Below are 22,016 nucleotides of genomic sequence, written 5' to 3'. Positions count from 1 at the left end.
CACTTACCGGGAAAGAAAATTCCACATGTCACAGGATTCCCAGCAGTTCCACCTCAACGCGTTCCTCATGGGCGTGGGACATCACGAGGCGGCGTGGCGGCATCCCCGCACCGAGGCGCACCGCGTACTGGACGTCGCGCACTTCCAGGAACTCGGCCGGATCGCGGAGCGGGGCAAGCTCGATTCGGTGTTCTTCGCCGACGGCCTCGCCGTCGGACCGCGGATCGCGCACAACACCCAGGCGATCTTCGAACCCGTCACGCTGCTGTCGGCGATCGCCGTCGCCACCGAACGCGTCGGCCTGATCGCCACGGCGTCGACGAGCTACTCCGACCCGTACAACCTGGCGCGCAAGTTCACCTCGCTCGATCACATCAGTAGTGGCCGGGCGGGGTGGAACATCGTGACCTCGGCCGGCGCGGACGAGGCGGCGAACTTCGGCGTCGACGGCATCCCCGCGCACAGCGGACGGTACGAACGCGCAGAGGAATTCGTCGACGTCACACTCGCCCTGTGGGACAGCTGGGAAGACGGGGCGGTAGTGCTCGACCCGGAGACCGGCGCGTTCGCCGACCCCGGAAAGGTCCACACGATCGACCACGACGGACCGCGGTTCCGGGTCAAGGGTCCGCTCAACTCGCCGCGGTCCGCCCAGGGGCGGCCGCTGCTGGTGCAGGCCGGGTCGTCCGAGAGCGGCAAGGAGTTCGCGGCGCGGTACGCCGAGGCCGTGTTCACCGCACAACGCACCCTGGAGCAGGGGCAGGAATTCTACCGCGACATCAAGGCGCGTGTGGTCAAGCACGGCCGGAATGCCGGCGACCTGAAGGTGCTGCCCGGCATCGTGCCGTTCATCGCGGACACCGAGGAGGAGGCGAAGGCTCTCGAGCAGTCGTTCACCGACCTGATCTCGCCCGAGTACTCGCTGCGGCAGCTGTCCAACATGCTCGGTGTCGACCTCACGAAGCATTCCCTCGACGCCCCGCTTCCGCCGCTTCCGCCGCTGGACGAGATCCAGGGCAACAAGAGCCGCTACCAGCTGGTGAAGGATCTCGCGGCGGACGGTTCGCTCACCGTCCGGCAACTGATCGGGTTGCTCGGCGGCGGACGCGGGCACCGCACGTTCGCCGGAACCCCGGCACAGGTGGCCGACGAGCTGCAGACGTGGTTCGAGCAGGGCGCGGCCGACGGTTTCAACATCATGCCGCCGTACCTGCCCGGCGGACTCGACGACTTCGTCGACCGTGTCGTCCCGATCCTGCAGCAGCGCGGGCTGTTCCGCACGGAGTACACGGCGACCACGCTGCGCGGTCACTACGGCCTCGCGGACGTCGGTAACCGGTTCGCGGGCGCGGTCGACGAAGCGAGCGCATGAGCGGCGAGACCGGTCTGAAACCTCTCGTCACCACCGTCTTCGTCCCCGCCGCGATCTTCGGCATCGGCCAGGGGGCTGCCGCCCCGGTCATGGCACTGACGGCCCGCGAACTGGGCGCGTCCGTGGCCGTGTCCGGGCTGATCGTCGCGGTCGTCGGGCTCGGCGCCGTCCTGGGAGACCTGCCCGCAGGCCGGATCGTCGCCAGGTTCGGGGAGCGGCGGTCGATCATCGGCGGTAGTACCGTCGGCGCCGCCGGAGTGCTGGTCTGTCTGCTCGCGCAGACACCCTGGATGCTGGGTGTGGGGGCATTGCTGACCGGGCTCGCCAACGCCGTGTGGGGGCTGGCCCGTCAGAGCTACCTGGCCGACGCCGTGCCGATCGGGCTGCGGGCCCGGGCGATGTCGTCGTTCGCGGCGATGTGGCGGCTCGGCTTCTTCGTGGGGCCGCTGCTCGGCGCCGCCGTGATCCTGGTGGTCGGCGCCCGGGGCGGGTTCATGGTGCAGTTCGTCGGCGTCGTGCTGTCCGGGTGGCTGATGTCGAGGGTCCCCGACCCGCCGCGGCGTCACGCAGGCACCGCCGGTACCCATGCGACGCTGCCGTCGATTCTGCGCCGGCACCGGAAAATGCTGGCCACGCTCGGCGCCGGATCGCTCCTGATGGGTGCGGCCCGCGCCTCGCGGGAGGCGGTGCTGCCGCTGTGGGCCGCCCATCTCGGACTCGATGCCGCCCAGGTCAGCCTCGTCTTCGGAGTCGGCGCGGCCGTGGATCTGCTGTGCTCGTATCCGGCCGGACACTTCATGGACCGGTACGGCCGGAGGTTCATCGCGGTGCCGTCGCTTCTGGTGATCGGGGCGTCGTACCTGGCGTTGCCGTTCTCGCACGACCTCCTGTCGATCGGGGTCGTCGCCGTCGTGATGGGAATCGGCAACGGGCTCGGCAACGGCGTCATCATGACGCTCGGCGCCGACATCGCCCCACCGGCGACGCGCGCCGAATTCCTCGCCGCCTGGCGGCTCACCCACGACACCGGCATGTTCGCCGGACCCTTCGGCGTCGGCGCACTCGCCGCGGTGGTCCCGCTCGGGGCTGCCGTCGCCGCGATCGGGGGAGCGGCGCTGGTCGGCGCCGCAATCCTGTTCCGGTTCATCCCGATCTATTCCCCGTGGCCACCGCCGGGCGCGTCGGAGCCCGATCCCTCACCGCTCGAAAAACAGGAAGCATAGGTACATTCGTTTCATGCGCTTCGGATTGTTCGTTCCTCAAGGTTGGCGTCTGGATCTCGTCGGAATCGATCCCGCGGAACAGTGGTCGGTGATGCGCGACTTCGCGCTGCGCGCCGATCAGGGTTCGTCCTGGGATTCACTGTGGGTCTACGACCACTTCCATACCGTCCCGGCACCGACGGAGGAGGCCACGCACGAGGCGTGGACCCTGATGTCCGCGTTCGCTGCGGTCACCTCCCGGGTGCGTCTCGGCCAGATGTGTACGGCGATGAGCTACCGCAACCCGGCCTACCTCGCGAAGGTCGCCGCCACCACCGACCTCATCTCGGGCGGACGCGTCGAGATGGGTATCGGCGGCGGCTGGTACGAGCACGAGTGGCAGGCGTACGGGTACGGGTTCCCGTCTGCCGGTGTGCGTCTCGGCCGCCTCGACGAGGGCGTGCAGATCATGCGTCAGGCCTGGACCAACGGCATCGCGACCCTCGAAGGCAAGCACTACCAGGTCGACGGAGCCATCGTCCGCCCACTTCCGTTACAGGAAGGCGGCATTCCACTGTGGATCGCCGGTGGCGGCGAGAAGGTGACGTTGAAGATCGCGGCAAAGTACGCGCAGTACACCAACTTCGACGGCACGCCCGAGGGATTCGCGCAGAAATCCGAGATCCTGCGGAAGCACTGCGACACCGTCGGCACCGACTTCGACGCCATCACCCGCTCGGCCAACTACAACGTTGCGATCGGCACCACCGAGGCCGAGGTCGAGCAGCGGTTGCTCACCCTGAAGGACCGGCTCACGCCCCACGTCGGCGCCGACGCCGCGGAGGGTGCGCTGGGGGCCTTCCGCGGAATGCCCGGTGTGGGAACGCCGGAGCAGATCGTCGAGCAATTGTCGGCGCTCAAGGAGCAGGGCATGTCCTACGGCATCTTCTACTTCCCCGAAGCCGCGTACGACACGTCGGGCATCGAACTCTTCGAGAAGGAGGTTCTGCCCGCGCTGCGTTGACGGGCCGACCCGTTCGCCGGACGTGCTGACGGGCAGGGCGGTTCGCCGGGCATAGAGTGGCGGCATGTTCGTCGTCACCCTCGCCGCCGACAACGTGTGGCTGAGCCCGCCGGTGGTCACCGACGTCGACGTGATCTGCGCGGCGTGCAGCGACGCGTCGATCGCCGAGTGGACGACGATGCCCGCGCCGTATGCACGCTCGGACGCCGAGCAGTTCGTGCGGCAGACGGTGCCGTCCGGGTGGGCCGATCGCAGTCCCACCTGGGCGCTGCGCGAACGCGAGGACGGTCCCGTGCTGGGGATGATCGGCCTGATGGCGCGGGACATGACGGCTGCGGAGATCGGATACTGGCTGTCGCCGGCCGCACGATCGCGGGGCCTCATGACGACCGCGGTGAACCTGGTGTGCGATTTCGCGTTTCGGCCGGACGGAATGGGGCTCGAACGCATCGAATGGCGCGCGTTCGTCGGCAACGCCGACTCGGCGGCGGTCGCCCGCCGGGTCGGCTTCCGATTCGAGGGCGTCCAGCGCGCAGGGCTCGTGCAGCGCGGCGTCCGGCGCGATTCGTGGCTGGCCGCCCTGCTCGCCGGCGACCCGCGGCAACCGGCCGAAGGCTGGCCCGGCTAGCGGCCGATCAGCGCAGGTCCTCCGGAAGGTCGTGCTCCGACACCGCGACTCGCTGGTCGGGGCTGGTCCGGATCTGCTCGGACTCGGGGATCAGGCTCTGCAGGAAGTCCCATTCGACCTGATCGATTGCGTCCTCCGCGCGGGAACGCACCGCCGCGTCGCGGGTGCCCCACGCGATCGGCATCGGGCTGACCATCTCCCACGTGTCGGCGTCGCTGCGGGTGCTGCGGTCGTTCAGCAGTGCGACGGACGGCACCCTGTCACCCACCCTCTGCTTCTGACCGGTCCGGATCGGAACGTTGCGGGTGACGAGGGCGTACGACGCCCGGCCCGCGGAGGGCTTCGCGACGTCGATCAGCGACAGCAGGGTGACCGCGCGGGGATGGACCTCCGAGACGACGGCAGGCACCAGCGGGCTCTTCGCGTACAGCTCCTCGATGCTGCCGACCTTCTTCGGCACCCAGAAAGCCACCCACACGGACGTCAGCGCGGCGATCGCCACGACGACACCGAGGATGATCGACCAGGGGTGCGCGAGCAGGATCAGACCGACAGCGGCGGCCGCGAACAGCAGCGCCACCACGAACGCCGACACCTGCAGGCGTCGCATGTCGGCGAACGTCTGGTTGACAGACTTCGCGTAGGGCCGGTCGACGGTGAACTCGAAATGTCGCACGGCCCCAGCTTAGAGGCCCCGGGTCCGGCGACTACCCGATGGCCGGGCCCAGCAGGTCGTCGGCGTCGGTGATCCGGTACGCGTACCCCTGCTCGGCGAGGAAGCGCTGCCGGTGGGCGGCGTACTCGGCGTCGAGCGTGTCGCGTGCCACCACCGAGTAGAAGTGGGCCTGGCCGCCGTCGTGCTTCGGTCGCAGCAGGCGGCCCAGCCGCTGAGCCTCCTCCTGGCGGGAACCGAACGTACCCGAAACCTGGACGGCGACAGACGCTTCCGGCAGGTCGATCGAGAAGTTCGCGACCTTGCTGACGACCAGCCTCTGGATCTCGCCCGCCCGGAAACGGTCGAACAGTTCCTCGCGCTCCTTGTTCTTGGTCGACCCCTTGATGACCGGGGCGTTCAACGCCTCACCCAGTTCGTCGAGCTGGTCGAGGTACGCGCCGATGATCAACGTCGGTGCGTCGGTGTGCCGCTCCAGGATCGACTTCACCACCGCGATCTTGGTGTGCGCGGTGGAACACAGCTTGTACCGCTCGTCCGGTTCGGCGACGGCGTAGGACATCCGTTCGGCGTCCGTCAGCGTCACCCGCACCTCGACGCAGTCGGCGGGAGCGATCCACCCCTGCGCCTCGATGTCCTTCCACGGCGCGTCGTACCGCTTGGGTCCGATCAGCGAGAAGACGTCACCCTCGCGGCCGTCCTCGCGCACCAGGGTGGCGGTGAGGCCGAGGCGTCGGCGGGACTGCAGGTCTGCGGTCATGCGGAACACCGGGGCGGGCAGGAGGTGCACCTCGTCGTAGATCACGAGACCCCAGTCGCGGGAATCGAAGAGTTCCAGATGCTTGTATTCGCCCTTGGTGCGCCGGGTGATCACCTGGTACGTGGCGATCGTGACCGGGCGGATCTCCTTGCGCTCGCCCGAGTACTCGCCGATCTCCTCCTCGGTGAGCGACGTGCGCGCGATCAGCTCACGCTTCCACTGCCGTCCGGCGACCGTGTTCGTCACCAGGATCAACGTGGTGGCCTTCGCCTTGGCCATCGCCGCCGCACCGACCATCGTCTTACCCGCCCCACAGGGCAGGACGACGACGCCGGACCCGCCCGCCCAGAACGAGTCGGCGGCCATCTCCTGATAGTCGCGCAGGTGCCACTGGCCGTCCGCGGACCCGGGGGACGTGCCGTCGAAGTCCAGGTCGATGGCGTGCGCCTCGCCGTCCACGTACCCGGCGAGGTCCTCCGCCGGCCAGCCGACCTTGAGCAGCAACTGCTTGAGACGGCCGCGCTCGCTCGGGTGGACGACGACCGTGTCGTCGTCGACGCGGGCACCGAGCATCGGGGCGATCTTCTTGTGCCGGGTCACCTCGGTGAGGACCGCGCGGTCCAGGCTGACCAGCGTCAGACCGTGGGCCGGGTTCTTCACCAGCTGCAGGCGCCCGTACCGGGCCATCGTGTCGACGATGTCGACCAGCAGGGGCTGGGGCACCGCGTACCGGGAGAAGTTGACCAGCGCATCGACCACCTGCTCGGCGTCGTGTCCGGCGGCGCGCGCGTTCCACAGGGCCAGCGGGGTGATGCGGTAGGTGTGGACGTGTTCGGGCGCGCGCTCGAGTTCCGCGAACGGCGCGATCGCCTGGCGGGCGTCGTTCGCGCGTTCGTGATCGACCTCCAACAGCAGGGTCTTGTCGGATTGGACGATCAACGGTCCGTCGGTCACGGAAGCCTCCTCGAAAATGCGGTGCCGGATGTAGCCAGCCTGTCCATTGTCCTGATCCGAGCGGCACCGCGCCACGTCGCGGCCCCCGCCGCGGCCCGATACCTGCACATCCGGGGCGGTCGGGGCCTAAATTGAGGGACAGCCGGATGGATCGACCCAGAGACGAGGCTCGCGATGACACAGCCCCCCGACGACCCCAACCGTCCCGATCCGAACGTCCCCGGCGAACCGCCGAACAACCCGCAGCAACCGTACCCCCAGGGTGGGCCGCAGCAGCCGTACCAGCAGGGCCAGTACCCGCAGCAGCCGTACCCGCAGGGGCAGTACGCCCAGCAGCCCGGTCAGTATCCGCCGGGACAATACGGGCAGCAGCCCGGTCAGTACCCGCCCGGCCAGTACCCACCGCAGCCGAAGAAATCGCGCAAAGGGCTGTTCATCGCCCTCGGCGTCGCGGTCCTGGTGATCATCGCCGCCATCGCAGCGTTCGGTGTGTTCGCCCTCGAGAGCACCGACAAGAACGCCCTCGACGTCGGCGACTGCCTGTTCTTCGAGTCCGCGTCCACGACCGCGGCCGACACCTCACACGAGAAGCGGGACTGCTCCGACAGCGAGGCCACGTACGAGGTGGCGCAGAAGAACGACGGCGACGTCCAGTGCGCGGAGGACTACTTCTCCTACACCCTCGTAGGCGAGGACAAGGATGTGCAGACCACGCTCTGCCTCGTTCCGAACATGATCGAGGATTCCTGCTACCTGCTCGAGGACGACGGCCGGATCGTGCCGTCCGACTGCACCGACATGCAGACTGTCAAGGTCGTCAGACGCGCGGACGGCCAGAACGACGAAACCCTGTGCAACGAGTTCGACAACGCATTCCCCATCGCGTTCTCCGAACCCGAGCGCACGTACTGCATCGAGGTCAACCTCGGCGGCTAGCCCCCGTGAGTACTTATTAACCGCGGGACGTTGATAAGTACTCACGGGGAGTTAAATTCACGGGTATCGAGTCCGTTGAACTGCACGTTCCCCTTCGATAGCGTTCGAGATCAAGCAAAATCACTGCGCGCGGGGAAGGTGGGAACGATGGCGCGAACCCAGCCCGACACCCGGCGTGGTGCCGGCCGTTCCGGCGCCAGTGCGGGCACGGTGCTGCGTACCGTCCTCGACCGCGGGCCGATCGCGCGCAGCACGATCGCACGGGTCACCGGGCTCTCACCCGCGACGGTGACGACCGCCAGTGCACAGCTCGTCGAACGGGGTCTGCTGCGGGAACTGCCGGAGATCGCGGGCCCCACCGGTCTGGGACGGCCACACGTACCGGTGGACCTCGACGACACCCGCTACGTCGTCTACGGCATTCACCTGGCGATGACCCACGTGACCACAGCATTGGTCGACCTGCGCGGGCAGGTGCTGGCGCGATCCCGGGATCCGCACTTCGGGCTCGGACCGGCCGAGATCCTGCGGAACGCCGTGACGACCCTCGAGGCGTTGGCCTCCCCACACGGTGACGTATCCGTCCCGATCGGCGTCGGTTTCGCAGCCGGCGGCTGGATCGACTCGGAGTCGGGTGTGGTGCGTGAGCATCCGATCCCGGGGTGGAACGGGTACCCGGTCCGGGCGGATCTCGAGCACCGCACGGGTTTGGACGTCCGGATGGATTCACACGCGCGCGCCCTCATCGACGCGGAGGTGCTGTTCGGGGAGCCGAGGGCGCGGGACAGTGTGGTGCAGCTCTTCGTCGGGAACGTGGTGGACGCTGCGTTCGCGACCGGAGGCGTGGTCCACCACGGCCCTCGCGCGGCGGCAGGCGCGGTGGCGCACGTGCCCGTCGAGAACAGTGTCGAGGAATGCACCTGCGGGCGTACCGGATGCGTGCAGGCCACCCTGTCGGATCGGGTGCTGGTGCGCAGGGCGATGCAGCTCGGCATCATCGAGCGGCCCATCTTCCGGGACCTTCTCGACGCGGGCCGACGTCGGCAGCCGGCGGCACTGGCACTGTTCGAGGAACGGGCGCACGGCGTGGGGGTGGTGGCGGCCCGTCTCCTCGATCTGTTCAACCCGGAGGTCCTGATCGTCTGCGACCAAGGCGTGAGCCAGATTCCGGGTTCTCTCGACACGGTTCGGCGAGCAGTCGGGGAGTCGTCGGCGACGTGTGACGACCCCTCGCGGTCGGTGTTGTCCACCAGTTTTCCCGGGCGGGCACTGCCGGTGTCCGCCGGTTCCGTGATCCTCGCGGAGCTCTACCGGGCACCGCTCACCAGCTTCGTGCGGCCGCTGGCCGGAATATCGTGACATGTATCACAGGGCCGGAGTTAATTCGGTGGGAAGCAATGTTGACGTCGATTGCACTGGATCGCAAGGATATTGGTGTGAACACCACCATGGCGGACAGCGTGCGTACACCCTCGTGTCGCTCCGAGTCCTGTTGTCGCCGCACGCGACCGGGTCGCATCTGACGCCTCCGCGCTGACCTCGGCGGGCGCTCGAAACACCCTTCCGTTCTTCCTTTCTCGCTCCTCTGTGGCACTCGACCGACCGCGTCCGGTGTGCCCGACCGGAGACCACATCCTTCGAAGGATCAATCATGTCCAGTTCACTCGTGTCTTCCGCCGGGTATCGTCGGCTCACGCGCGCCGCCTTCGCCGGCGTCGTGGCGCTCGGGCTCGCGTCCTGCTCTTCCGGTTCCTCCGGCGGGCTTGCTCTCGAAGACGCTGTGCCCGATCAGGTTCCGGACGGAACCTCGCTCAGCGTGTCCATCAAGACCACCCGACTTCAACTCGAGGCGACCGGCCAGCTCGCGGACCTCCCGTTCACCGTGTCGGACTGGCCGGACGTCAGTGCCGGTCCCGACGTGATCCAGGCCTTCCGGGGTAACGCAGTCGATCTGGCCACCAACGCCGCGATCCCGCCGATCCAGGCGCACGCCACCGGGCTCGACGCGAAGATCGTCGCGGTCCGGGAGAAGGAGCAGCCGCAGTACCTGCTGGCCACCGCTCCCGGCTCGGACATCACGGAACTGCCGGACCTGCGGGGCAAGAAGATCGCGTTCTCACCCGGGCAGGCCCAAGGTGTGGTGATCCTGCGAACGCTGAAGGCGCAGGGCCTGACGCCGGACGACGTCCAGCTCGTCGAGCTCCCCAGCCCGCAGTTCCTCACGGCGCTGCAGTCGAAGCAGGTGGACGTCGCGCCGCTGTCGGAGCCTACGGTGACGAAGTACCTGAACCAGTACGGGCCGGACGGAGCCAAGGCGTTGGCCACCGACGCCGTGGACGCGCTCACGGTGCTCTGGGCCCCCGTGGAGGTCCTCCAGGACCCGGCCAAGGCCGCGGCGATCAAGGCGTTCATTCCGTTCTGGGCCCGCGGGGAGATCTGGGCGTGGGAGAACCAGGACGCCTGGATCCAGAAGTACTACGTGGAGAGTGAACAGGTATCGGCCGAGGACGGGAAGCGCATCGTCGCCTCCGTCGGGCAGCGTCCGGTCTACCCGGCCAACTGGGACGCCGCCATCGAGTGGACGCAGGGCACCGTCCAATTGCTCGCCGATGCAGGCTACTTCAGTGAGTTCGATGCCAACGAGTTGTTCGACCGCCGATTCGAAACACTCGCCGCTGACGCTGTTCCGGCAGAATACCGGGGCGGTGTGCAGCGATGACAAGCATTCTCTCCGCGCCCACAGCCGCACCGGCACGTACTGTCGCCCCCGGTGTCGAGAGGCTCGGCGCCGCCGATCGGCAGATCCGCCGACTCGGGTTGCGTAAGGCGTTCCCGTTCTCCCGGCTGGCCGGTGTCCTGCTCCTCCTCGCGGTGTGGGCGGTGGGAAGCCTGACCGGCGTCATCGACGCACGAAAGCTGTCCGCGCCCTGGACCGTGGTCACCACGGCCGTCGACCTGATCTCCACCGGCATCCTGCAGGAGCACGTCCTCGCGTCGTTGAGCCGTGCCGCCGTCGGTTTCGCGTTCGGCGTGGTGATCGGGACGGTCCTGGCCGTCGTCGCCGGTCTGACGCGTTCCGGTGACGCCCTGATCGACGGACCGATTCAGCTCAAACGCGCCATCCCGACGCTCGGCCTGATCCCGCTGCTGATCCTCCGGCTCGGCATCGGCGAGACGTTCAAGATTGTGATCATCGCGCTCGGTGTCGTCGTCCACATGTACATCCAGACCCACAACTCGTTGACGTCGATCGACAACCGCTACGTCGAACTCGCCGACGTCCTCGGATTGTCCCGGGCCACGTTCATCCGCAAGGTCGTACTGCCGGGTGCGATGCCGGGATTCTTTCTGGGACTGCGCCTCTCGGTGACCGGTGCCTGGCTCACCCTCATCGTCGTCGAGGGAATCAACGCGGTGACCGGTTTGGGAAAGATGATGTACAACGCGCAGAACTACGGGCAGTCCGACGTGATTCTCGTGGGGCTCGCGGTCTACGGAATCTTCGGTCTCCTGTCCGACTCTGTCCTCCGCTACGTCGAAAGGCGGTCGCTGTCATGGCGCAAGACGCTCGCCGGCTAGAACCCGCCGCCGTGCAGGTGAGGTCCCTCGTCCGCGGATTCGGCGACAAGACCGTCCTCGACCGCCTGGACCTCGATATTCCCGAAGGGCAGTTCGTGGCCCTGCTCGGAAAGAGCGGGTCCGGCAAGAGCACGCTGCTCCGCGCGCTCGCCGGCCTCGACTACGACGTCGAGGGCCGCGGCGGAACCCTCATCGTGCCCGAGGAAGTGTCGGTGGCGTTCCAGGACTCACGGTTGCTCCCGTGGCTGAGGGTGCTGGACAACGTGACGCTCGGACTGGGCCGCACCGGCACGAGCAAGGGCGCCTCGGCCCTCGCGGAGGTCGGGCTCGCCGGTCGGGAGAAGGCGTGGCCCAGCGAATTGTCCGGCGGTGAACAACAGCGGGTGGCGCTGGCCCGAGCGCTGGTCCGCGAGCCCCAACTGTTCCTGGCCGACGAGCCCTTCGGGGCCCTCGATGCACTGACCCGGATCAAGATGCACGCCCTCCTGCAGGAGTTGATCCGTCTCCACCGCCCGACCGTCCTGCTCGTCACGCACGACGTCGACGAAGCGATCGCGCTCGCCGACCGGGTGCTCGTTCTCGACCGCGGGCAGATCGTCGTCGACGAGATCATCGACATCCCGAAGCCGAGAGTGCTCGGCGACAGCAAGTTCCACGAGTTTCGCAACACGCTGCTCGGCGCCCTCGGCGTCGAGGTAGCGGCACAGTAAGGGAGTTACACCATGAGTTCGTCACCACAGCGCCGGCTGCATCTCAACGCATTCCTGATGGCGATCGGACACCACGAGGCCGCCTGGCGCCTACCTGAGAGCGACCCGAACGCCAATCTCGATATCAAGCACTACATTTCGTTGGCGCAGACCGCCGAACGCGGAAAGTTCGACTCGGTGTTCCTCGCCGACAGTCCGGTGCTGTTCAGCAATCCGGAACGCAGGCCGAGCGGCAAGCTGGAGCCGACGATCATCCTCACGGCGATCTCCGCGGCCACCGAGAAGATCGGCCTGATCGCGACCGCGTCGACCAGTTACAACGAGCCGTACAACCTGGCGCGGCGGTTCGCGTCCCTCGACTTCGTCAGCGGCGGACGCGCCGGCTGGAACATCGTCACCACGGCCGGCGCCGATGCGGCACAGAACTTCGGTCTCGACGACACCCCCGCCCACCGGAGCCGGTACGAGCGGGCGGCGGAGTTCGTGGAGGTGTCCACCAAGCTGTGGGACAGCTGGGAGGACGACGCCATCGTCGCGGACAAGGAGGTCGCGATCCATGCCGACTCCGCCAAGGTGCACGTCATCGAACACGAGGGCCGATTCTTCAAGGTACGGGGACCACTCAATGTGCCGCGGTCGCCGCAGGGATACCCGCTGCTCGTGCAGGCGGGGTCGTCCGAGGACGGAAAGGATTTCGCCGCACGGTACTCGGAGGCCATCTTCACCGCCCAGCCCACCCTGGACGAGGGGAAGGCGTTCTACGCGGACGTCAAGGACCGTGTCGTGAAACTGGGCCGGGACCCCGAGCAGGTGCTGATCCTGCCCGGCATCGTGCCGGTCATCGGGGACACCGAAGAGGAGGCGCGTGAACTCGAGGCCGAGCTGGAGCGATTGATCTCGCCGGAATACGCCCGCAAGCAACTGGCACAGCGGTTCAATCTCGAACCGGAGCAGCTCCCGCTCGACGAGGAACTTCCCGAGGACTTGCCGTCCGAGGACGAGATCGAGGGTGCGAAGAGCCGATACACCCTGATCGTGGACCTCGCCCGCCGCGAGAAGCTCACCGTCCGGCAGCTGATCGGGCGACTCGGTGGTGGTCGCGGACACCGCACATTCGCGGGCACCCCGCTCCAGGTGGCCGACACGATCGAGTACTGGTTCCGGAACGGCGCCGCCGACGGTTTCAACATCATGCCCGCGGTCCTTCCGTCCGGGCTGGAGAAGTTCGTCGACTCCGTGGTCCCGATTCTGCAGGACCGCGGACTCTTCCGCACCGACTACACCGAGACCACCCTGCGCGGGCACTACGGATTGCCGCGGCCCGCCAATCAGTTTGCGGTCGAGAAGGATTCCACGCTGGTGTCTGCGCAGTGACGACAGAAGCTTCGGGGGAGAACGCCGGCTGGCTGCGGTACCTGTTCGGGTACTGTCTGCGCCAACGCCGCAATCTCGTTCTCGCGTACGGGGCGGCGGCGGTGGCGGCCGCGGCCACCGCCACCCTTCCGCTGGCCGTCCGGCACGTGATCGACAACGCCGCGGTCGACACGAATCATGCACTGGCGCCGTGGATCGCGGTGCTCATCGCCCTCGCATCGATCCGTTTCGCCGCCGCCTACACGCGACGGTACCGCTCCGGTCAGCTGTCCCTCGGAGTGCAGTACGACCTGCGCGGCGACGCCTTCCGGTCCCTGCTGCGGCTGGACGGCGTCAAGCAGGACGGACTGCAGACCGGGCAGGTGGTCAGCCGGTCGATCTCGGACATCACGCTGATCCAGATGCTCCTGCAGTTACTGCCGCACATGGCGGGGAACCTGCTCATGTTCACGATCTCCCTGGCCGTGATGGCCGTACTGTCGCCCACGCTCACTTTGGTCGCCCTCGCCGTGCTGCCTGCGCTGTGGTTCATCTCCATGCGCAGCCGCGTCGACCTGTTTCCCGCCAACTGGCATGCCCAGGAACAGGCAGCGATCGTGGCCGGGGGAGTGGAAGCCGCCGTCACGGGGGTGCGCGTCGTCAAGGGGTTCGGCCAGGAAGACCGCGAACTCGAAGACCTCGAGAAGCGGGCAGGAGACCTCTTCCGTTCCCGGCTGCGCGTCGCACGTCTGACCAGCCGGTACAACCCTGCACTGCAGGCGGTCCCGATGCTCGGGCAGGCGCTGGTTCTCGCTCTCGGAGGATGGCTGGCGCTGCACGGCGCGCTGTCGCTCGGAACGTTCGTCGCCTTCACCACGTACCTGGCGTCGTTCGCCTCGCCCGTGCGTCAGCTCGCCACGCTGCTGACCGTGAGCCAACAGGGCCGGGCGAGCGTCGAGCGCGTCCGCGAGGTGATCGACAACGCCTCGGCCGTCACGACCCCACCCGACGCCGTGGACTTGCCGGGTGGGCCCCTCGAGGTGGTGTTCGACGACGTGGCCTTCGGATACGACCCGTCGAACCGCCTGCTCGATGGACTGTCGCTGCGGATCGCACCCGGGGAGACGGTGGCGGTGGTCGGTGCCGCCGGGTCGGGGAAATCGACTCTGGCCATGCTCGTTCCGCGTTTGTACGACGTCGACGCGGGTGCGGTCACCGTCGGGGGGATCGACACCCGCCGGCTGTCGCTCGAATCGCTGCGCTCCGCGCTCGGCGTCGTCTTCGAGGACAGCTACCTGATGTCCGAGACCATCCGCGCCAACGTGTCCTACGGCCGGCCGGATGCCGACGAGGCACTGGTGCGTGAGGCGCTCCGGGTGGTGCAGGCGGAGGAATTCGTCGACGCGCTGCCCGAAGGCCTCGACACCGTCGTGGGGGAGCAGGGGGTGACGTTGTCGGGTGGGCAGCGGCAGCGGATTGCCCTCGCCCGGGCATTGGTGACCGATCCGCGGATCCTGGTGCTCGACGACGCGACGTCGGCGGTCGACGCCCGTGTCGAGGCCGCCATCCACCACGAACTGTGCGTCGCGACCAGCGAACGGACCACGCTGATCATTGCGCATCGCCGGTCGACGCTCGCGTTGGCCGACCGCATCGCGGTGCTGGCGCACGGGCGCATCGTCGACGTGGGCACGAGCGCCGAACTCGACGAGCGGTGCCCTCTGTTCCGCGCGCTGCTGTCGAGCGCGGACGACGTGACCGCTCCGGACACGTCACCCGAGCCGCCGGACGTCGACGGTGTCACCGCCGAACTGTGGCGCCGGGAGGACGGCGACGAGGTATCCGGGGTGTTCGATGCCAGAGCCGCAGCGGCTTTCGCGACCGCGGCCGCGGGTGTCAGTGGACCGTCCCGCGGAGGCGCGTCGGGCGGGATCCTCTCTTCGGCGCCGCCCAGCCCCGGCGTGATCGCTCGGCTCGACGACCTGCCGCCACTCACGGGGAACCCGGACGTCGCCGCGGACGAGGCGCGGGCCGCCGACCCGGCGTTCGGGCTCGGCTCGCTGCTGCGGCCGCTTATCCTGCCGCTGGTCGCGGGCTTGGCGCTCGTCGGGCTCGACGCCGTCGCGCAGATCGCGGTACCGGTCCTCGTCCGTACCGGGGTGGATCGGGGAGTGCTGCAAGGCGCCCGCGACCTACTGCTGCTCGCGGCGGCCGCGACCATTCTGGTGGTGCTGCTGGACTGGGCCGTCAACATCGCCCAGGCGCGGGTGACCGGGCGGACGGGCGAACGGTTGCTGTACACGTTGCGGGTCAAGACGTTCGCGCAGCTGCAGCGGCTCGGTCTGCAGTACTACGAACGAGAACTGGCCGGCCGGATCATGACTCGCATGACCACCGATGTCGACAGCCTGTCCAACTTCCTGCAGACGGGTCTGGCCACGGCGGTGGTGAGTGGGCTGACGATCTCCGGTGTTCTGGTGGCACTCCTGGTGATCGATGCGGAACTGGCCCTCGTGCTGGTCCTCGTGGTGCCCGTCCTCGTCGCGGCCACGGTCGTGTTCCGCCGAAAGTCCGTGCCCGCCTACGCGGAGGCCCGCGATCGCGTCGGGATCGTCAACGCCTACCTGCAGGAGAATGTGACGAATATTCGCGTCACGCAGGCATTTCGGCGCGAGGACTACAACGCCGCCCAGTTCGCCCGGCGAGCCTGGGACTTCCGGGAGTCGCGGCTACGCGCCCAGCGATACATGGCGCTGTACTTTCCGTTCGTCGAGTTCCTGTCGGTGGTGGCGACCGGGCTGGTGCTCGCGGCCGGGACGGCGCGGATCCACGCAGGGTCCCTCACCGTCGGCACCTTGATTGCCTTCGTGCTCTACGTCGAACTGTTCTTCGCTCCCGTGCAACAGCTTTCGCAGGTGTTCGACGGCTATCAACAGGCGGTGATCGGACTCGGTCGACTGCGGGGTCTGATGAGGACACCGACCACAACGCCGCAGGCGGGCGATCCGATCGTCCTCGACCGCATCCAGGGCGGCATCATGTTCGACGACGTCCACTTCGCGTACGAATCCGGCAGGGGAGAGGCGCTGCGAGGGGTGGCGCTTCGCATCGAACCGGGCGAGACGGTCGCCCTCGTCGGTCAGACCGGCGCCGGCAAGTCGACGGTGCTCAAGCTGCTCGCCCGGTTCTACGACCCCACGGAGGGCGCGGTGCGGGTGGACGGCATCGACACCCGGTCACTCGACCTCGCGTCGTTCCGGCAGCGACTCGGTGTCGTTCCGCAGGAGCCGCACCTGTTCGGCGCCACCGTCCGCGACGCCGTCGCCTACGGGCGCCCGGACGCGACAGACGCGGAGGTGGAGGCCGCCAGCAGGGCGGTCGGGGCGCACGAGATGGTGTCCGGGCTCGCCCTCGGATACCTGCAGCCGATCGGGGAGCACGGACGCAACCTGTCGGCTGGGCAACGTCAGTTGCTGGCACTCGCCCGCGCCGAATTGGTGGACCCCGACATCCTGCTGCTGGACGAGGCCACGGCGTCACTGGACCTGGCCACCGAGGACCGCGTCCGGCTCGCGACCGAGAACCTGTCCCGGCGGCGCACCACCGTCGTCGTGGCGCACCGGCTGAGCACCGCGGCGCGAGCCGACCGGGTGGTGGTCCTCGACGGCGGACGGGTCGCGGAAGTCGGAACGCACGAGGAGCTACTCGACCGGGGCGGCGTCTACCGGGAACTCTGGGACGCCTATGCGGCTTCGCCACCCGTGAGTACTTATTAACCGCCGGACGTTAATAAGTACTCACGGGGCCGGAGGCCACGGTGGGGGGATGCTCCGCCACGCAGAATAGATTGCCCTCCGGGTCGGCCAGCGTTGTCCATTGCACATGGGGGTGCTCGTCGAGGACGTCCCATCGATGCGTTGCACCGAGCGTGAGTAGCCGCTCGACCTCGGGTTGCCGTGAACCCCACGGAACGGTGAGGTCCGGGTGGATGGCTTGGCGCTCGGGACGGGGGCCGGTGAGCGGCTGGAAGAACATCGCGAACCCGTTCGGGCCGGCCGGTGGCAGATAGACGCTGTCACCGCCCGGCAGCGGCGCGGCACCGGTGACGCCGGCCCAGAACGCGGCGAGCGCGGCGGGGTCCGCGGCCTCGAGATTGATTGCTCCCAGGCTGATCTGATGTTTCTCCACGTCGGCGATACTAGGCGGTACCTGTGGGGCTCGCTCAGGCGCCGATCGACGCCTTCATCATCGGCAGCATGGCCCACAGCTGGTCCTGCCAGTAGCCCCAGCTGTGGGTTCCCGTCGCCGGGAAGTCGTAGTGCGCGCCGATGCCGAGGGTGTCGAGTCGCACCTGGAAGGCACGGTTCTGGGCCAGGGCGATGGCCTCGAGGCCCATGCCGGTGCCGACGTTGAACACGTCGATGGCGGATTGCGGCTGATCGTGCGGGCCGGGGAGGCCGGCGCCCGCCGAGATCCACATCGGCAACCCGCGCATGAGGGGCGCCGCGACGAACGGGTCGTTCCGCAACCAGGCAGGATCCCACGGCGGACCCCACATGCAGTCGGAGTTGTAGCCGCCGGAGTCGAGCATCGCCAGTCGGATCGCCTCACGCATGCCCGGCGCCGACAGGTTCAGGTACCCCGACATCGAGCCGGCGAACGTGAACTGGTTGCGGTGGTAGGCGGCGAGGATCAACGACGCGTTGCCGCCCATCGACAGTCCGGCGATGGCGTTGCTGGTGCGGCTGATGCCGTAATTGTTCGCCAGGAAGTCGGGCAGGTTCTGGGTGAGGAACGATTCCCATTTGTATGTGTACGGCTGACCGTTGGTGTTGCTGGGTGCGTACCAGTCCGTATAGAAGCTGGACTGTCCGCCGACCGGTTCGACGACGGTGATGCCGTGATCGGACAGCCACGCGGCATTGGTCTCGTGTTCCCACCCGCTGACGTCGTTGGTCGCGCGGAGGCCGTCGAGCAGGTAGAGGGCCTTGTTGCTGCCGTTGTTCGCGAGCCACATCCGCACCTTGATCTGCCCGACCCCGCCGGGTGCGTCGACCCAGTGCTCGCGCAGACGGCTGTACGGGTCCGCGGAGGCCGTTCCGCCGCCGACGAGGACGAACGCCAGCGGCAGGATCACCACGGCAATCATGAGCCGGACGACGCCTCGGAACCAACCATGTGACGGCTTCGTTGCTGTGACAATCACGGTTCTGCCTCCTGGTAGTCGTCCCCGGCCAGGTACATACCAGCATCACGGTATTGCGCGCCCCGGAATTCCTCGGCGTTTGCGCAGAATCGTTATCTGACCCGTGAGTACTTGTTAACCGCCCGTGGTTAACAAGTACTCACGGGTCAGTCGACGCGGGCGACAGACGTGATGCGGTGGAGGGTGAACCGCCGGACCGCGCCGCTCGCCGGGTCGAACGCGTCGAGCTGACCGCCGCCGACGCTTACGGGATCGACGATGCGGTGCGTCGCCACGCCCTGCGCGTCGACGTAACCGATCGTCACGCTGGTGCGTTCCCGCGCTGCCGCGTTGAGCAGGGCGATGGTCGCGGCGCTGCTGGCCCGCGATCCGTCGGACCGGATGCTGCCGGATCCCCGGGCCGATGCGGCCAGGTCGCCCGCGCGGAGGGTTCGGACGACCGCGTCGAGCTGGGCGTCCGTGGCGACGGCCGGGGTGCGGCCGGCGGGAGCCTTGCGCCGGGTCAGGACCCGGGCCCCGCGCGGGCGCAGGTCGACCAGGGCGCCGGACGAGTCCTCGCCTGCGGGCGCGAAACCGGCCACCCGCAGCTCGCCCAGTACGTCCCGCAGCGGTGCCTGCGACACCGCCACCGTCGGAGCCAATGCGCGCAGGGCCAGGGAGGCGGCGACCGGTGACGCCAGGACCTCCGCGAGCAGGGTGGGGTCCTCGCAGCGGACGAACGACGCCGCGACACCGGCCCGGAGCCGGCCGTGCCGCCGCGCGACGTCGTCGATCAGATACGACAACGACTGCGGGACCGGTGTGCGCGACCGGGTGGCGAAGAGGCTGTGCAATTCGGCTGCCGTCATCCCGACGTCGAGGGCGCGCCGGACGCTGTCTTCGCTGATTCGATACATCGACGCCGCACCGGCGGACTCGATGTCCGCGACCAGGGTGATCTGCTCCAGCAGGTCGGGGGTCAGCGGTCCGGGGGCGACGACGGTGAGGTCGGCCTGGACGAGGACGTGGTCGACGGGTTGGGGCAGCGACGCGTGCATTTCGGCCTCGGCGTCGCCGCCGTGGAGCAGTGCGCGTCCGGGTGAGCTGAGGGCTCCGCGGGCGACGAGTCCGAGCGTCGCGGCCTCGTCGAGGGTGCGTGCGACCGCGTGGACACGCAGCCGGGCACCCCAGCGGGGGCGACGCCACGCCAGCAGTCGGCCGACCTCCGCGGGATCCGCCGAGTGTCCGCTGCCCAGCTCCGCCAGCAGTCCGAGGATCGCCTGCCGGTCGCGCGGCGCGGACGGCGCGCGCACTTCCTCGGACAGGGCGGCGACCGGTTTGTCGTTGGCGTCGCGCATGCCGATGAACCATGACATGCGGGGCAGTTCCAGCCACGCCGCGGCCAGAGCGTGCCACCGCCGGGCGACCGGCGCTGTGAGCCAGGGGTCGACCGCGGTGGTCGGTGCCCAGTAGCTCTCCCCGCTGTCGGACGTCGGGGCCGGGTCCGGGGTGCCACTCGCGATCAGTCCCGCAGCGGAGAGCAGCTCGACGAGCAGGCTCAGCCGGTTCTCGTCGATGCCGGACGTCTTGGCGATCCGCCGCAGTTCGCGGACACCGAGACCACCCGCCCGCAGAGCGGGCGCCGGGACCTCGCCGAGAGCCTTGACGACGTCCTCGCAGTGGCGAACCAGTTCGAGCGCCTCACCTGCCGCGGCGGCATTGATGTCGGCCGGCTTGTGTTTGCGGCCGGTCACGGTGGGAGCGGCCAGCGAGGTGGGGTCGAAGACGGCCTCTCCGCGCAGGACCTGCCGCACCTGATAGGGCAGTTCGACGGTTTCGTCGTCGATCCACCGCAGCAGCCCGGCAGCGAGGAGTCGCTGCACCGGACGGTCGGGGGGTGTTCCGGGGGCCGCGTCCCGGGTCCGTCCGATCGAACTCGATTTCGACAGGGTCTCGAGAATGTCGCGCTCGACGGTCTGCAGTCCGGCCAGCGCAGCCGTGATCCCGGGTTCGTCGAGCGTCTCGACGGGCTCGGCGCTGCGTCCGACCCGCCACGGGATGGTGGCCACGACAGCGGGAACGATGCGCAGCGACGTCTTGTCACCCCAGACGATCCCCACGGACCGCAGGCCGTCCAGCGTGGCGTCGACGGTCTTCTTCGTCGCCCGCGACCCCACCGCGTCCTGCAGGGTGGCCCGTGGCACGGCGACCTCGTCGGCTCTCTCGAGCGCCAGGAGTTCGAGGATGCCGAAGTCCAGCGACGTCAGGTTGTCGGCCGCGCGGGCGACCGACGCCCGCTGTTCGGCGCGACCGGCGAGAACGACGATCGTGGCAGGCGGTGGGACCGCCAGGTCGGGGCGCTTGCGGAGCAGATCCGTCAGTTCGGCGTCGCTGCGCGCGGCCAGCCAGTCCGCGAGAGTCGCGGCGCCGCGGGACGAGGCTGCGGTGCCGTTGGTGCTCGCGGTGGTGTCGTCGGTGTCGGTCATCGACTATCAGATTAGAGACCTGGGCTGTACGTCGCCGAATGCTCCTGTCAAAATGGCACCGTGGCTAACAATTCGAAGAAGCAGTACGTAGATCCCGGGTGGCCCGAAACCGCCGATGGAGATAACGCCGTGACCGAACTGTCGTCGAGCCGTGCGGGCGGATTGTCCCCGTTCGGCGAGGACACCGAGTTCCCGCTGCCGGCGGAGTCGCTGCCGTACGCGCATCCGCACACCGTGATCAACCGCTGACCCGACGACACAAGAGGGGCCCTGCACCGGATCGGTGCAGGGCCCCTCTTGTATGAGCTACCGGGTTACTGCGGGAGCAGTCCCTTGTTCGCGTCGATGAGCTGCAGGATCTGGGGATCGATCTCGATGCCCTGAGCCTTGACGGCCTCGATCGCGTTGTCGACGGCGCCGGCGTACTGCGAGGTGCCGTTGGTGCTGGGGACGCCGCCCGTGAGGTCGGGGAGTGCCGGCGCCACGGGGGCCTCGGGCACGGTTGCGGGGGCGTTGCGCTGGGTGGGTGCGCTGCTCAGGCCGAGGCTCGAGGAGCAGGACGGCCATGCGCCCCAGCCCTGGGAGTCGAGGACCTTCTCGGCGACGACGATCTGCTGTTCGCGCGAGGCCTGGTTGGCGGTGGCGGCGTACTGGGTTCCACCGTGTGCGTTCCAGGTGCTCGGGGAGAACTGGAGTCCGCCCTGGAAGCCGTTTCCGGTGTTGATGCCCCAGTTGCCGCCGGACTCGCACTGCGCGAGGCGGTCCCAGTCGGAGTCGGGTGCCGCGTTCGCGGTGCCCGAGAAGGCTGCGCCGGCGACGCCCATGATGGCGCCGGTGACGGCGACCTTGGCGACGGTGCGGCCGGTGGTGGTGGGCTTGCGATGGCGTCCGCTCATAGTGGTCGAGATCCTCTCCACACGCGCCTGCGAGGTCAGCTGTCGGGTTCGGGCTGAGAGGTCGCCCGGCCTCGCCTCTCCTGGCTGGAGAGGGTCTGGCTTCACCCCAAGATCCGAGTGTGCGAGGCACATTCGGACCGGTGTCCGTCTGAGAACTTGCGTTCCCTGGAGGACTTTGGGTCCCCCGTCCTCGTCCCTGGAATGCTTCGTCGGGACTCCGGTACCCGCGGGACGAGGTTTGGCGCGGCGGGCCGGACG

The 22,016-nt window shown here is 68.5% G+C and carries 18 protein-coding genes and 1 riboswitch; of the genes, 12 read left to right on the top strand and 6 right to left on the bottom strand.

Going from position 1 to position 22,016, the window contains the following annotated elements; genetic code table 11:
- Positions 1-25: 25 nt before the first annotated feature.
- The 4 genes from ACFVJ3_RS35335 (at position 26) to ACFVJ3_RS35320 (ending at position 4,226) form a co-directional block, all read left to right on the top strand.
- Positions 26-1,372, top strand: coding sequence for an LLM class flavin-dependent oxidoreductase (locus ACFVJ3_RS35335; protein WP_378456486.1), 1,347 nt, complete (start codon positions 26-28; stop codon positions 1,370-1,372).
- A complete protein-coding gene (locus ACFVJ3_RS35330) occupies positions 1,369-2,595 on the top strand; it encodes an MFS transporter (protein ID WP_378456485.1) in 1,227 nt (408 codons plus the stop codon). Before ACFVJ3_RS35335 ends, ACFVJ3_RS35330 begins: the two co-directional genes overlap by 4 nt.
- 13 nt (positions 2,596-2,608) lie before the next feature.
- Positions 2,609-3,598: an LLM class F420-dependent oxidoreductase gene (locus tag ACFVJ3_RS35325; protein WP_378456484.1), complete on the top strand. Its 990-nt coding sequence runs from the start codon at positions 2,609-2,611 to the stop codon at positions 3,596-3,598.
- 64 nt (positions 3,599-3,662) lie between these two features.
- Complete coding sequence (locus ACFVJ3_RS35320) at positions 3,663-4,226, top strand: GNAT family N-acetyltransferase (protein ID WP_378456483.1); 564 nt, start codon at positions 3,663-3,665, stop codon at positions 4,224-4,226.
- 7 nt (positions 4,227-4,233) lie between these two features.
- Here the strand turns inward: ACFVJ3_RS35320 and ACFVJ3_RS35315 are convergent, their stop codons facing one another.
- Both ACFVJ3_RS35315 and ACFVJ3_RS35310 read right to left on the bottom strand, forming a co-directional pair.
- A complete protein-coding gene (locus ACFVJ3_RS35315) occupies positions 4,234-4,902 on the bottom strand; it encodes a DUF3239 domain-containing protein (protein WP_378456482.1) in 669 nt (222 codons plus the stop codon).
- A gap of 31 nt (positions 4,903-4,933) precedes the next feature.
- Positions 4,934-6,613 carry a DNA repair helicase XPB gene (locus tag ACFVJ3_RS35310; protein ID WP_378456481.1) on the bottom strand — a complete coding sequence of 560 codons (1,680 nt, stop codon included), beginning with the start codon at positions 6,611-6,613 and terminating at the stop codon, positions 4,934-4,936.
- Positions 6,614-6,787: 174 nt separating this feature from the next.
- On the opposite strand from ACFVJ3_RS35310, the gene ACFVJ3_RS35305 reads away from it, so the two are divergent.
- The 7 genes from ACFVJ3_RS35305 to ACFVJ3_RS35275 all read left to right on the top strand — a co-directional run bounded on the left by ACFVJ3_RS35305 (position 6,788) and on the right by ACFVJ3_RS35275 (position 16,967).
- Positions 6,788-7,549: a hypothetical protein gene (locus tag ACFVJ3_RS35305; protein ID WP_378456480.1), complete on the top strand. Its 762-nt coding sequence runs from the start codon at positions 6,788-6,790 to the stop codon at positions 7,547-7,549.
- A gap of 147 nt (positions 7,550-7,696) precedes the next feature.
- Entirely contained in the window at positions 7,697-8,908 is a 1,212-nt protein-coding gene (locus ACFVJ3_RS35300) for an ROK family protein (RefSeq protein WP_378456479.1), read from the top strand.
- Between the two features lie 292 nt (positions 8,909-9,200).
- Entirely contained in the window at positions 9,201-10,268 is a 1,068-nt protein-coding gene (locus tag ACFVJ3_RS35295) for an ABC transporter substrate-binding protein (protein ID WP_378456478.1), read from the top strand.
- Positions 10,265-11,128, top strand: a complete 864-nt coding sequence (locus ACFVJ3_RS35290; RefSeq protein WP_378456477.1) for an ABC transporter permease — start codon at positions 10,265-10,267, stop codon at positions 11,126-11,128. The genes ACFVJ3_RS35295 and ACFVJ3_RS35290 overlap by 4 nt, the downstream gene beginning before the upstream one ends.
- A complete protein-coding gene (locus ACFVJ3_RS35285) occupies positions 11,104-11,838 on the top strand; it encodes an ABC transporter ATP-binding protein (protein ID WP_378456476.1) in 735 nt (244 codons plus the stop codon). Before ACFVJ3_RS35290 ends, ACFVJ3_RS35285 begins: the two co-directional genes overlap by 25 nt.
- Positions 11,839-11,850: 12 nt before the next feature.
- Positions 11,851-13,212, top strand: coding sequence for an LLM class flavin-dependent oxidoreductase (locus tag ACFVJ3_RS35280; protein ID WP_378456475.1), 1,362 nt, complete (start codon positions 11,851-11,853; stop codon positions 13,210-13,212).
- Positions 13,209-16,967 carry an ABC transporter ATP-binding protein gene (locus tag ACFVJ3_RS35275; RefSeq protein ID WP_378456474.1) on the top strand — a complete coding sequence of 1,253 codons (3,759 nt, stop codon included), beginning with the start codon at positions 13,209-13,211 and terminating at the stop codon, positions 16,965-16,967. Before ACFVJ3_RS35280 ends, ACFVJ3_RS35275 begins: the two co-directional genes overlap by 4 nt.
- 10 nt (positions 16,968-16,977) lie before the next feature.
- On the opposite strand, the gene ACFVJ3_RS35270 is transcribed toward ACFVJ3_RS35275, so the two are convergent.
- The 3 genes from ACFVJ3_RS35270 to ACFVJ3_RS35260 form a co-directional block, all read right to left on the bottom strand.
- Positions 16,978-17,379, bottom strand: coding sequence for a VOC family protein (locus ACFVJ3_RS35270; protein WP_378456473.1), 402 nt, complete (start codon positions 17,377-17,379; stop codon positions 16,978-16,980).
- A 34-nt stretch (positions 17,380-17,413) separates the two neighbouring features.
- Positions 17,414-18,397, bottom strand: a complete 984-nt coding sequence (locus ACFVJ3_RS35265; RefSeq protein WP_378456472.1) for an alpha/beta hydrolase — start codon at positions 18,395-18,397, stop codon at positions 17,414-17,416.
- A 146-nt stretch (positions 18,398-18,543) separates the two neighbouring features.
- Entirely contained in the window at positions 18,544-20,862 is a 2,319-nt protein-coding gene (locus ACFVJ3_RS35260; RefSeq protein ID WP_378456471.1) for a helicase-associated domain-containing protein, read from the bottom strand.
- Between the two features lie 60 nt (positions 20,863-20,922).
- On the opposite strand from ACFVJ3_RS35260, the gene ACFVJ3_RS35255 reads away from it, so the two are divergent.
- Positions 20,923-21,111: a hypothetical protein gene (locus ACFVJ3_RS35255; protein WP_378456470.1), complete on the top strand. Its 189-nt coding sequence runs from the start codon at positions 20,923-20,925 to the stop codon at positions 21,109-21,111.
- Between the two features lie 65 nt (positions 21,112-21,176).
- On the opposite strand, the gene ACFVJ3_RS35250 is transcribed toward ACFVJ3_RS35255, so the two are convergent.
- Complete coding sequence (locus ACFVJ3_RS35250) at positions 21,177-21,758, bottom strand: transglycosylase family protein (RefSeq protein WP_378456469.1); 582 nt, start codon at positions 21,756-21,758, stop codon at positions 21,177-21,179.
- A gap of 8 nt (positions 21,759-21,766) precedes the next feature.
- Positions 21,767-21,980: riboswitch (cyclic di-AMP (ydaO/yuaA leader) on the bottom strand.
- Positions 21,981-22,016 lie beyond the last annotated feature (36 nt).

It is taken from the genome of Rhodococcus sp. NPDC127593 (assembly GCF_042671975.1).
In the GTDB taxonomy this organism is placed as follows: Bacteria; Actinomycetota; Actinomycetes; order Mycobacteriales; family Mycobacteriaceae; genus Rhodococcus_F.
This window is presented reverse-complemented; position numbering and strand designations above follow the sequence as displayed.

Bases quoted from the DNA above. Each gene is read 5' to 3' on its own strand.
- ACFVJ3_RS35335 (WP_378456486.1), top strand. From the start codon at position 26: ATGTCACAGGATTCCCAGCAGTTCCACCTCAACGCGTTCCTCATGGGC.
- ACFVJ3_RS35330 (WP_378456485.1), top strand. From the start codon at position 1,369: ATGAGCGGCGAGACCGGTCTGAAACCTCTCGTCACCACCGTCTTCGTC.
- ACFVJ3_RS35325 (WP_378456484.1), top strand. From the start codon at position 2,609: ATGCGCTTCGGATTGTTCGTTCCTCAAGGTTGGCGTCTGGATCTCGTC.
- ACFVJ3_RS35320 (WP_378456483.1), top strand. From the start codon at position 3,663: ATGTTCGTCGTCACCCTCGCCGCCGACAACGTGTGGCTGAGCCCGCCG.
- ACFVJ3_RS35305 (WP_378456480.1), top strand. From the start codon at position 6,788: ATGACACAGCCCCCCGACGACCCCAACCGTCCCGATCCGAACGTCCCC.
- ACFVJ3_RS35300 (WP_378456479.1), top strand. From the start codon at position 7,697: ATGGCGCGAACCCAGCCCGACACCCGGCGTGGTGCCGGCCGTTCCGGC.
- ACFVJ3_RS35295 (WP_378456478.1), top strand. From the start codon at position 9,201: ATGTCCAGTTCACTCGTGTCTTCCGCCGGGTATCGTCGGCTCACGCGC.
- ACFVJ3_RS35290 (WP_378456477.1), top strand. From the start codon at position 10,265: ATGACAAGCATTCTCTCCGCGCCCACAGCCGCACCGGCACGTACTGTC.
- ACFVJ3_RS35285 (WP_378456476.1), top strand. From the start codon at position 11,104: ATGGCGCAAGACGCTCGCCGGCTAGAACCCGCCGCCGTGCAGGTGAGG.
- ACFVJ3_RS35280 (WP_378456475.1), top strand. From the start codon at position 11,851: ATGAGTTCGTCACCACAGCGCCGGCTGCATCTCAACGCATTCCTGATG.
- ACFVJ3_RS35260 (WP_378456471.1), bottom strand. From the start codon at position 20,862: ATGACCGACACCGACGACACCACCGCGAGCACCAACGGCACCGCAGCC.
- ACFVJ3_RS35250 (WP_378456469.1), bottom strand. From the start codon at position 21,758: ATGAGCGGACGCCATCGCAAGCCCACCACCACCGGCCGCACCGTCGCC.